The sequence below is a fragment of the Novacetimonas cocois genome (assembly GCF_003311635.1).
GTDB lineage: Bacteria > Pseudomonadota > Alphaproteobacteria > Acetobacterales > Acetobacteraceae > Novacetimonas > Novacetimonas cocois.
Genome location: NZ_QEXL01000008.1, coordinates 156,868 through 168,149, shown reverse-complemented (window position 1 = coordinate 168,149; position 11,282 = coordinate 156,868). Strand labels below are relative to the sequence as shown.

The window sequence follows — 11,282 nt, the reverse complement described above, 5'->3', positions numbered from 1 at the left end:
TCAACGAGCCTGAATCACATCCTGACACTCATATCAATGGGTCCTGAGCCTAGCGGCGATTGCTGACAGTTGCGGCTTCGCAGATCTGGCGCATTTATGCCGAACAGTCAGGGTGACGTCGGGTTATTTCCCCCTGAGTGAAAGGTCAAATCCATTCAAGACGATACGATGCAATGTTGATAGGAGACAGAAAATTACTGAACGTGAGTAAATTGATGCCCACTAATGTCCCTGCTTTTTTACTCGCCGCTTCTGCCATCATTCCGATCGCGACGACGACCACAACCACACCGGCAGCAAAACAGGAATTCCGTCTGGCAATGGGTGCCATCCTGCGTGCACAGGGACGTGACGCACAGGCCACGCTGAAATCCATCTCACCGATGGAACTTGACACCAAAGATCGTTACTTTCGTGAATGTGCCTTGTCGCGCCTGAACGCTACAGGTCCATTGCCAGTTACATCAGACACTCCTGATGTGAATGTCTTTACGCGTAATCTTCTGCAACTGTATCGCACCTACTGGCGCACAAGCGCACTCAATAATGACAGCCGTCCGGCAGCAGAAAGGGCACTCATTGACGGTCTGGCAAAGCTCCTCGGCCATCCCGTCAGTAATATCGCAGAAGCTGAACCGTTGATTGCCGCCCGCCTGACGTCCTACGGTCTCTTTTCTCTGGAAGGGCGGACAGGTGTTCTTCATGATTTAATGATCTGGAGCCGTAACACACAGAAAATCGAGCAGGTTCCCTTGCCCGAAGGCAGCAATGCGACACATGTCAACTATCTCGACGGCTTCATAAGTCGCGGCTGGAGTAGCTATTTGACGTGTAACCGTACCGGAACCGGAGGCTGGACCACTACCGAGGGTCTTTTCGTGATCGTCCCGAGTTACAAGAGCCTGACCGATGAGAATTTCCGGGTAAACTTCCTCGCCCACGAGAGCCAGCACTATTCGGATAAAAAGCGTTTTGGAGACATGCCCTCATGGCAGCTTGAATATCGCGCCAAGCTCGTTGAGATCATCTATGCTGACACTACCAGGGATCGCGTGCTCGACGCTTTCGCCAACAATCAGGGCGACGATCCCAGCGATCCGCACAGCTATGCCGACAAGCGCGTACTGACAATCTTAATGAACCGGCTTGGCCTGACTTCCGTGGCTACCCTCCACACCATTTCGATCGACCGCCTGCACCAGACCGCAATCAATGTCCTGAAGGCGGACAGCGTCGCGCTTGATACTGCGCGGCACGCAAAGCTCAGGCCTTATCCTTTGAAATAGAAGATGAAGCCTGCTGCGATGTGGCTTGCGGACATGAATATATGAGCGCAACGGTCAGCGCAGGCGCTTTCCCCCGACCCAGACTTCCTCGATCTGCAGGGCATTGTTCATGACCACGAAATCGGCACGCCGCCCTGACGCCAGGGTGCCCCGGTCCTCCAGCCCCAGATAACGGGCGGGGTTCGTACTGACCAGCGATGCAGCGTCGGTCAGGGACATGCCTGCATCCACCGCATTGCGCAACGCCACGTCAAGCGTCAGCACACTGCCCGCAAGCGACCCGTTATCCAGACGCGCGACCCCGTTATGGATATGCACGGTCTGCCCACCCAACTGGCTGATCCCGTCGCCTCCGCCAGTGCCCCGCATGGCGTCGGTTACGAAAAGCAGCCGCGATCCCATGACGCGGTGCGCCAGCCGGAACGTCGCGGGATGGACGTGATGGGTGTCAAAAATCATCTCGGCATAGGCGACGTCACTGCACATCAGGGCGGTCACCGGGCCGGGCCTGCGGCTTTCGATCGGGGCCATGGCGTTGAACAGATGGGTCGCGCCCGCCACGCCCCCCGCGGCACAGATGCGACAGATCGCGCGTTCTGCGCCCTCGTAATCCGTCACGGTATGTCCCAGGCTTACCCGTACGCCCGCCCCGGCGAACGCCTCCATGGCGGTTTCGGCATGTTCCAGTTCGGGGGCAAGGGTGACAACCCGCACCACGCCGGTGGAAAGGGCCTGCTCCACATGGAACGGGTCCGGGGCAATGGCGAACGGCGGCTGCGCGCCCAGACGGTGGGGACTGACGAACGGTCCCTCCAGATGCGCGCCATGGACCTGCGGACCGTCAGGGATTCCGGTGCGCCAGACCTCCGCCACGGCATGCAGGGCGTCCATCACATCGGCCCACGGGCGCGTAATGGTGGTCGGCAGGATGGTTGTTGTGCCGTGGGAGAGGTGAAAGCGTGACAGCCGGTGAATGGCATCCACCCCGTCCATCGTATCCGCGCCATCGCCGCCATGGACATGACCGTCAATGAACCCCGGCAGGATATAGCGTTCCGGCATATCGGCCTGCGGCGTGATTTCGCCGATCATCGCGTCAAAGGACATCGACGCGCTGACAATCCGATCCTCAAGGACAAGCTGACCACTGATGTTCATAGGTTACGTCCGATCATGAATCCCGTCTGCCACTCATATCACATCCCCGTCAGTCACACGACAGGCCCTGACGAAGCCGCGCCAGCCACGAAGGGCCGATCTCCCATCCCGCAAGCCGGGCGGCCCGCATGGCGGCGCCACCGATGGCCGAAAACTGCGGCGGCTGCGGGGCCTCGTCCAGAAAGCGCGTCACGGCCCCGACCACAGTGCGGCTGTGGAACACGCTGCCGCTATGGCTCCATGGCAGAGGGTGTTTGAGGCGCGCGCGCGCGGTCCTGACCTGTGACGACAGGAAACGCGCCGCACGCACCAGAATGCGCCTGGCCTCCACGCAGCCTTCATCCGCCAGACGGTCAACCACATGCGCCAGCGACGCAATCGCCGAGCGGGGATGCGCCTGTATCCGCTGCCATTCCAGCAGCGCCTCCCCCGCGACATCAGGATCGTCCGGCAGGTCCATCGCCTGCAGTATGCTGCGCGCGAACGCCGCTCCGTCCGGATGGCGGGTATCGAGGAAATAAACCACCCGGCCCAGCGCGATGCGCCCGATCCAGTATCCGCTTCCCTCGTCACCAAGCATGAAGCCCCAGCCACCGACCCGCAGCGGCGGATGCTGATGGTCATCGGCCCATATCACCGACCCGGTGCCCGCCAGCGCCAGAATGCCCGGCCCATCGGCGAATGCGCCGATACAGGCAATTTCCACGTCCGAACACGTCATGATCGCCACATCCGGGCCAAGGGCCTGACGAATGACCTCTTCCTGCATGCGCGACGACGGCCGCAACGCGCTGTATCCCGCAAGGCCGACCGTCGCCGCCCGCAGGGGACACGGCCCGATGCCACGCAGAAGCCCGCCCAGCGTTTCCGCCCAGTCCGCCTTGTCATAAGGATTGCTGCCGCCCGCATGGCGGCGTTCGATGACATGGCCGTCGCGCGCGACAACGACGGCCCGGGTCCGCGTTCCCCCGCCATCCACCGCCAGAATTGCATCGTTCATAACGTTATCCTGTCCCCGGCAATACAAGCCTGCCCCGCCATCCGCCTCAGGACAAAAGCGCCCTGAGTTCGGGGTCATGCTGCATCAGGTGCGCGATATACGCACGCCGCGAAAGCGCGCCCGCCGCGGCCTCGTCCGCGATGATCAGGCAGTCGGCATGCATCTGCAGGGCGGTGGCACTGATGCTGGCGGTCATCGGTCCCTCGATCACGCGTGCCAGCATTTCGGCCTTGGCCTTTCCGTTCACGACCATGACCGTGCGACGGGCATCGAGGATCGTCGCAATTCCCATCGTAATGGCGTGATAGGGAACCTGCGTCAGGTCATCATCAAACATGCCGACATTCTGCTGTCGCGTGGCAGGATCAAGGGTCACGAGCCGCGTCCGCGACGTAAAGGCGGAAAAAGGTTCGTTAAACCCGATATGACCATTTTCCCCCAGCCCAAGAAGCTGAAGCCCCACGCCACCGCTGGCGCGGATCGCATCTTCGTATTCCGCGCACTGCGCCACGATGTCATCGGCGCTTCCATCGGGGACATGGGTCGCGCGGCGGGAGATGTTGACCCGCGAAAACAGGTGTTCATCCATATAGGTGCGATAGGAACGGGCCGAAGACGGGGCAATGCCGGCATATTCGTCAAGGTTGAATGTCCGGCACCGCCCGAAATCCAGTCCTGCCTGCCTGTGGGAGGTGACAAGATGGGCATACACCGCCTCCATCGTGCGGCCGGTCGCAAGGCCCAGGACGATATCCGGCTTCTGGCGCAGGGCCTGTTCAATGACACGCGCCGTCAACGCGGTTGTATGTTCGGCGGTCGGACAGATGACAACCTTCATGATATTCTCCAGTTTCGGCGCATCGGTGTCACGATGCCCGCCCTGTCGGGGCGGGCAGGTCACCGAGTGCCTGACCTATCCAGTTGATGTTTTCCCGGCGCAGATGACCGAAATTGTAAAAGGCGAAATCGCGCACGCCATGCTGCGCCAGCGCATCGACCTGGGCGCAGAATGACGCGGCGTCGCTGAAATCGCACGCGGCGGGGCGCAGGACAGCGCGAAGGGAGGCCTGATCCGGCATGATGTCATGCACATCCTCGAACCGCGACAGCAGGGCGCGCGTGTCGGCGCCATACAGACATACCTCCAGCCCGTCACATGCCCCCGCCAGCGCGGCAAGGTCGGTGCCCTCCACCCATGCCTGAACGGGACTGGCCTGGACCGAAGGAATGACATGCACGCTGACATCAGGTGAAATGGCCTGACGGATTTCCGCCACAAGGGAGGTCACCTGCCCACAGCGCCAGCGCAGGAACGCCCGCAGGTCATCATCAAACAGCACGGCATGCATCAGGCGGTCATGGCCTGCGGCCGCCGTGCCATCGCCACGACGCGCGAAATAGGCCGATAGATGCTCCCGCACACGCTGTCGCACGCCGCATGCGCCAATCCCCGCCCCTGTTGCGCCCGCGACGCATGCCCCACAGAAACACAGGCCCAGAAGGGTATCGGACCATGGATTGGGCGACAGGAGGCTCATTTCATGATGGAAACCGTGATGGAACGGCTGCCATCCGGAGGTCTCGATAACAAGGTCGTCAATATGTGGATGCGCGGCGATATCGCGGCACAGCGATATCCCATAGGCGCGGACCTCCCGGTGGGACGGGCACAGGCTGTAGGGATAACAGTCACCAAACGCATTGTGACAGGCAAATTGCGGATAGCGCGCGCCAAGCGCGGTGTTATGAAAAAGCACGGTCCACGCCGACAGGCTCAGCCCATGCGCACGCAGGACCTGCATCGCATCGACGCCGAGGCCCTGTTCCGCCATGATGGGGCGGATCGTTCCGTATGTCTCGGGCCGTGTAGGAAGATAGACCGCCCCGTCCTGGGGAAAGAACACCTTTCCCCCCCGGCCATGAGGACGCAGGAACTTTCCCGCATGATAGGCCGAGGCAACGCACAGCGTATTGATCCCGATTGCCTGCATGTCCGTGGCAAAGCCGGGCAGGTCTTCCTGATCCGCGATATCCCAGGGATATATGTACAGGCCGCGATAGGACATCAGCTTTCGACCATCATCACCGGCGCCGGACGCGACCGGCCCCGACGCTGGATCAGGATGTCATACAGTATTATCAGGCCGTAGGATGGCGCCATCAGCGCGACAAAGGCGTTCTGCACGCCCAGAAACGGCATGGTCTGCACGAATATCTGCGGCAGCACCGCCCCGCCCGAAAATGCCATGACCAGCATCGCCGTCGCCTGGGCGCTGCGTTCCTTCACTTCGCGGATGACGATGGGAAAGAGGGCGGGAAGAATCATGGCGTTGGCAAAACCGAACAGGGCAACGCACATGACCGAAACATAGCCATGCGTCAGCCATGTCAGCGCGCACAGCACCAGCCCGCACCCTGCCGACAGCCCGAGATAACGTTCCTGCGAAAAGACACGCGGCACCAGGAACATGCCCAGTATATAGCCACACATCATCGCCGCGAGGGTCAGCGAGGTGAAGAACTTCGTCTGGTCAAGCGGAAGGCCGAGGCTTGCGCCATATGCGCCAATGGCGTCGCCCGCCATGACTTCCGTCCCGACATAAAGGAACATGCACGCCACGCCGAACCACAGATATGCCGGGCCACCGCGTTTCGGGTCTTTTTCCTCTGCCGCCACATCCTCGTCCTCAGGCGTGGAAATATCTATTTCCGGCAGTGACGAGCGTGCCAGCCCGACAGCGGTTACCAGCAGGATGAGCGCCATGACCAGATAGGGCGCCTGCACCGCATGGGCGAACTGATCCAGGATGCGATCGCGGGCACCGGCATCCGGCGCGGCCTTTACCCTGAGCGCGATATCATTGATGTTGCGCATGACCAGCAGGGCAAGGACAATCGGGGCCACAATACCCGCAAGCTTATTCGCCACCCCCATGATGGCAATGCGCTGTGCCGCCTTTTGCGGCGGCCCGAGAAGCGTCACATAGGGATTGATCGTGACCTGCAGCAGCGACAGCCCCGCCCCGATGACGAACAGCCCCCCCAACGCCCCCGGATACCATCGCACGCTGACGCATTCGCCAAAGATCGCGATCCCGGCAGACAGGATCACCAGCGCGATGACCAGACCGCCCCGCAATCCCGTCCGCTGCGCCAGCATGGTCGCAGGCACGGGAAACAGCAGATAGGAAAAGTAAAAACACATGGGGACAAGGAATGCGCTGACGGTGCTGAGGTCAAACGCCACCTGAACAAAGGTAATCAGGGGACCATTGAGCCACGTCACGAAGCCGATAATGAAAAACAGGCTGGCAATAATGACGATGGGCCGCCACCCATATGTTCCGGCAGGACTTTCAGGATACGGTGCGGACAATGGAACCTCCCTGGCCCGGCAATCGTGACGATGCCCCTAAAGACACGGCCCCGATGGCAGGCAATGATCAGAAACCGACCGAAACAGAATCCCTGACGGCAGACATGCCACCAGCAGGACTGGCATCAAAAAATCTGACCGCAGGTTGCGGCGAATGCCGATACGCGCAATGCTGTTGCACTATTGACGACACTCTGATCATCTGTCTGCGCGAATATGAACGACAGCAGAACACAACGCGGCGCACGCATTTCCAATGCGCGTCATGACCACATTTTTCCGCCAGCAGGAACAGCCGCCATATACGCCCGGAAACAGAAGGATTGATGACGAGACGAAACGTTCATGAACGCGATGCCCTGCATGATGTCATTAAAGTGACGAAACAAACGTTTTCTTCTGTTAACGGATAATGCCGGGCAATCCAGGTGGACGCAATAGTTCGGAAACCACCCAATGATAGTTCAGGCACAAAAACAAAGTACGGACGAAGCATGCCTTTCGACTGCCTTGCGATGAAAATGCTGAAATGCGGGAAAGGTAATCGCACAACTTATTGTTTTAATTTGTTTAATTTCACACTCATGCATGAAATTTCACTTCTTGCGCAAGGAACGGACGGATCACTGCATCGCGATGGCGACAGCCCCGCAGGCACTGAAAGCGGCACCCTGCCGAGCATTGTGGGTCCAATTACCTGCGCGCGATCCATTCCTCGACCGGAAAAGCCGTTCAGCATCGCGGCTGCACGCCGCATCAGACGGCCGATCGGACGGCCCTGTCAATCTTCGCCGCCAATAGCGACGTCAGCGCAACCACGCACCATCGCCGCATTGAAACCTTGGGCCGGGACATGCCGGACAGCTCTTACGGACAGGCAGCGATGAAACCGTTACCACCCGATCTAGCAATCCTGTAAAGGATAGCCCCCTTCAGTCTTTCAGCCACGAAGCCCCGATCAACCCGGATTCCCCGGGCAGGTGCCCCGGCACGACAAGCGGGGTTTCCTGATGGCGTAGGATACGGTCACGGACCGTGCGATCCAGTGCCTCAATCAGCGCCACCTGATGCGCCAGCCCCCCACCCGCCGGCATGATGGAGGCACCCGTCACGTTCGCGACCATCGCCAACCCCGCGGACATGCGATCCAGCCAGACATCCACTGTGCGTCGTGCCGCCCCGTCCCCCTCCTGCCACTGCGCAAGGAGGGAACGGGCATGCAATTCCCCGCCGCCCAGATGATGATGCAGACGCTCGATCCCGCGCGCGCCGCCGATCGTATCCAGACATCCGCGCTGCCCACATTGACATGGCAGCGAGGGAATGCTCCCCGGTCCGGTGGCTTCGGCAATGAAGGGGCCATGCCCCCACTCACCGCCCAGTCCGCCCGGTCCGATCACGGGACGCCCATCGATAATCAGGCCGCCGCCAACACCTGTCCCCAGGATGATCCCGAAAACAATGTCGTGTCCGGCGCCCGCCCCCTGCATGGCCTCGCTCAAAGCAAAGCAGTGCGCATCATTGGCGACAAGCACGCGACGCCCCAGCCGTTCGGTCAGGAACCGCCGCAGGGGCACGCCATTGACACAGGGGATGTTGGCGGTACGCGTCTGGCCGCTGCGTGGCGCACAGACACCCGCGATTGCGATATGCAGCGGTATCGTGGCGTCGTAACCGGCAGCCATGTCATTCATTACCGAAACAAACCGATCCAGATCCGTGGTCGGCGTCGGCATGCGCTTTCGATGCGACAGTTCGTGCTTTGCATCCGCCTGCGCAAAATCGATATAGGAACCGCCGATATCCGCACACAGTATCACGCAACATCACTCCCGTGCCCGCATATGACAGACAGACCCCGGAATGGGCACGACACATCACAGACAGGATATGCACCTAAAAAAGCGTGCGGAATCATTCGGCCAACTCACTAAGTTCCGTTTTCATACTAATTGTCTTTCGAATACGTATCAATTAAAAACAAAGATCGGAGATAGTGGGTCAGGACACGAATGTTTACGTCTGGACAATACCGGGTACTGCGCGCCATCAGCATGATGGGCAATATCAGCAGAACGCAACTGGTGGAAATTACCGGGCTGAGCAAGGCGACCGTCTCGACCCTGACGCGCGAACTGCTGGATCGCAACATCCTGTCCGAACGTGAACTGGTCTTTGGGCAGGGACGTCCGGCCATCCTGCTGGGGCTGAACGCCATCTCCGCCTGTTTTGCGGGGGTTTCGCTCCAGTCTGATCCGGGGCAGATCCTGCTGACGGACCTGCATGGTGAAATTCTGGCCCAGATGGATTTTCCCCGTATCCCGGATCCCGATGGCTGTGTCGATCATATCGCCAGCGGCATCGAAACACTGCTGGCGCAGGCTGATGACCGGGCAGGCCCACTTGGCGGTGTCGGTATCGCAATCCCGGGATTTGTTGCACGGGACAGGCGCGCATGCCTGCGTTCGACCGCGCTGGGATGGCGGAATGTCGACATTGTCACCCCCCTCCAGGATCGGCTGAAGGTACCGGTTTTCGCGGAAAACGACGCCAATGCGCTGGTGCAGGGCGAACACCTGTTTGGAATATTGCGTGACTGTCCTGATTTCAGCATGATCATCGTGGGTGACGGGGGCATTGGATGCGCCCACATCGTTGACGGAAAGCTGCATCGCGGCTTTCACGGCGGAGCGGGCGAGATTTCCCACACGACGGTATTCTGGCCTGATGGAAAGGAAACGGAACGTCCGTGCAGCTGTGGCAAGCGCGGATGCCTTGATACGGTTTCCTCGCTGCAGGCCATACGTTCCATGGCGCAGCAGCGTGGTCTTCCCGGTTCGCCAGCCGAACTTGAACTGCTGGCGCGGGACGGCCATGCCGATGCCCTGCGTATTCTTCATATTGCCGGCGGTGCGATGGGACTTGCGGTGGCGCAGCTTGTCCAGCTGTTTGACCCCAGCCAGGTCGTGGTCATGCTGGACCAGCCCTTTCGCGAAGGCGTCTTTGGCGCGGTCCTGCGCCAGACGATGGAAACGCATGTCATGCCGCGCCCGGATTGGGAAACGACCCTGACCCTGCGTGAAACACGGCGCACGGACTGGGCCACCGGCGCGGCCGGGATCGCCACGCGCCAGTTCCTGTTCAGCGAATAACCCGTATCAGCCATAAAGCAGGTATTTGTTGCGCATGGCCCCGAAACGCGCCAGCCCGTCCTGCCATGACTGGATAATCGCGGCAGGCCCGATCCCCTGATCAAGCTGATGGCGAAGGGTATCGGTCCCGGCAAGCAGGTCGAACGTCCGACTGTTCCCGCCCCACGGCAGGCTCGGCAGCAGGCCGCGCAATGTGGAAATCAGCGTCACACCGGTCCTGACCGATTCAAAGCTGTTCCTGTCGGTAATGACGATCTGCACCCCATGATCCATTTTCCCCTTATCGACAAAAGCCGAAGGGGAGAACGCAACATCGCGGAACGCGACACCCGGCAGGTTCGCTGCCTCCAGCCTGTCGCGCCATGCCGCGGCATCCAGATCCGGCGTCCCCAGATACAGGAAGGGCATCGCCGTCCCGCGCCCCACGGACATGGTCGTTCCCTCAAACAGGCAGGTCCCGGAATAGGCAATCGCCGTCTGCACTGTCGGCATATTGGGACTGGGTGGAATCCAGGGCAGGTCCGTCTGATCAAAAAACAGGTCCCGACGCCAGCCCTTCATGCCCACATGCCGCAGACGCACCGGCCGCCCCGTAACGGCCGGAACGAAACATTCATTGAACAGGCTGGCGATTTCACAGACCGTCATCCCGTGCCGTATGGGAATGGCCTGCCTGCCGACAAAGGACGAAAAATGCGGGTCAAGGACAGGCCCCTCCACCCGCTGTCCCGAAACGGGATTGGGACGGTCGAGCACGACATAATCCAGCCCCAGCCGCGCACATGCGCAGATTGTATCGTAAAGCGTCGATATATACGTATAAAAACGCGAACCGACATCCTGGATGTCGAAAACCATCATGTCGATGCCCGAAGCCCGCAGGATGGCATCAAGCCGTGCCCCGGCGATGTTATAGATGTCATAGACCATGACGCCGGTATGCGGATCACGGGTCGGGGCCTCTGACTGGCCCGCCGGGGCGGACCCGCGGAAACCGTGTTCGGGCCCGAAAATGGCATGCAGGTCGAAACCCGCATCCGCATGCATGATATCGGCGATATGGTGCAGGTTCCTGCCCACGCTGGTCGGATTGGCCACCAGCCCGACCTTGCGCCCACGCAGGATTTCGTAACGGTCCGAACGCAGGCATTCAAAGCCCGTCTGAACCGAATGAAGACTGTCGCTGGCGCAATCAGGCGTTTTCGCGCCCGCCGGCAGACTTTTCAACACTGCACCGCCACACAGGGCCATGCCGCCCTTCCACATCGCCCTGCGTGTCAGCCGCATGAAGCCATCCTTTCCCTGCATCG

The 11,282-nt window shown here is 60.5% G+C and carries 10 protein-coding genes; 3 read left to right on the top strand and 7 right to left on the bottom strand.

Going from position 1 to position 11,282, the window contains the following annotated elements:
- Positions 1-203 precede the first annotated feature (203 nt).
- A complete protein-coding gene (locus NJLHNGOC_RS15660) occupies positions 204-1,286 on the top strand; it encodes a hypothetical protein (RefSeq protein ID WP_133258704.1) in 1,083 nt (360 codons plus the stop codon).
- A 54-nt stretch (positions 1,287-1,340) separates the two neighbouring features.
- Here the strand turns inward: NJLHNGOC_RS15660 and nagA are convergent, their stop codons facing one another.
- Genes nagA through gluP form a run of 5 tightly spaced genes read right to left on the bottom strand, consistent with a single transcriptional unit; the run spans position 1,341 to position 6,820 of the window.
- Positions 1,341-2,444, bottom strand: a complete 1,104-nt coding sequence (gene nagA, locus NJLHNGOC_RS07745) for an N-acetylglucosamine-6-phosphate deacetylase (RefSeq protein ID WP_113595853.1) — start codon at positions 2,442-2,444, stop codon at positions 1,341-1,343.
- Positions 2,445-2,493: 49 nt separating this feature from the next.
- Positions 2,494-3,444, bottom strand: a complete 951-nt coding sequence (locus NJLHNGOC_RS07740) for an N-acetylglucosamine kinase (RefSeq protein WP_113595852.1) — start codon at positions 3,442-3,444, stop codon at positions 2,494-2,496.
- 46 nt (positions 3,445-3,490) lie between these two features.
- On the bottom strand, positions 3,491-4,282 hold the full coding sequence (gene nagB, locus NJLHNGOC_RS07735; protein ID WP_113595884.1) for a glucosamine-6-phosphate deaminase: 792 nt from the start codon (positions 4,280-4,282) through the stop codon (positions 3,491-3,493).
- A 28-nt stretch (positions 4,283-4,310) separates the two neighbouring features.
- Positions 4,311-5,510 (bottom strand): hypothetical protein, encoded by a 1,200-nt coding sequence (locus NJLHNGOC_RS07730; RefSeq protein WP_113595851.1) that lies wholly within the window; start codon positions 5,508-5,510, stop codon positions 4,311-4,313.
- Positions 5,510-6,820 carry a glucose/galactose MFS transporter gene (gluP, locus tag NJLHNGOC_RS07725; protein ID WP_113595850.1) on the bottom strand — a complete coding sequence of 437 codons (1,311 nt, stop codon included), beginning with the start codon at positions 6,818-6,820 and terminating at the stop codon, positions 5,510-5,512. The genes NJLHNGOC_RS07730 and gluP overlap by 1 nt, the downstream gene beginning before the upstream one ends.
- Here gluP and NJLHNGOC_RS15655 point away from each other — a divergent pair.
- Positions 6,820-7,089, top strand: coding sequence for a hypothetical protein (locus NJLHNGOC_RS15655; protein ID WP_133258703.1), 270 nt, complete (start codon positions 6,820-6,822; stop codon positions 7,087-7,089). The two genes, gluP and NJLHNGOC_RS15655, sit on opposite strands and share 1 nt — an antisense overlap.
- 663 nt (positions 7,090-7,752) lie before the next feature.
- Here the strand turns inward: NJLHNGOC_RS15655 and NJLHNGOC_RS07720 are convergent.
- On the bottom strand, positions 7,753-8,640 hold the full coding sequence (locus NJLHNGOC_RS07720) for an ROK family protein (protein ID WP_113595849.1): 888 nt from the start codon (positions 8,638-8,640) through the stop codon (positions 7,753-7,755).
- 192 nt (positions 8,641-8,832) lie between these two features.
- On the opposite strand from NJLHNGOC_RS07720, the gene NJLHNGOC_RS07715 reads away from it, so the two are divergent.
- Complete coding sequence (locus NJLHNGOC_RS07715) at positions 8,833-9,972, top strand: ROK family transcriptional regulator (RefSeq protein ID WP_113595848.1); 1,140 nt, start codon at positions 8,833-8,835, stop codon at positions 9,970-9,972.
- A 6-nt stretch (positions 9,973-9,978) separates the two neighbouring features.
- Here NJLHNGOC_RS07715 and NJLHNGOC_RS07710 read toward each other — a convergent pair whose 3' ends face one another.
- Positions 9,979-11,259, bottom strand: a complete 1,281-nt coding sequence (locus NJLHNGOC_RS07710; RefSeq protein ID WP_113595883.1) for an exo-beta-N-acetylmuramidase NamZ family protein — start codon at positions 11,257-11,259, stop codon at positions 9,979-9,981.
- Between the last annotated feature and the right edge of the window lie 23 nt (positions 11,260-11,282).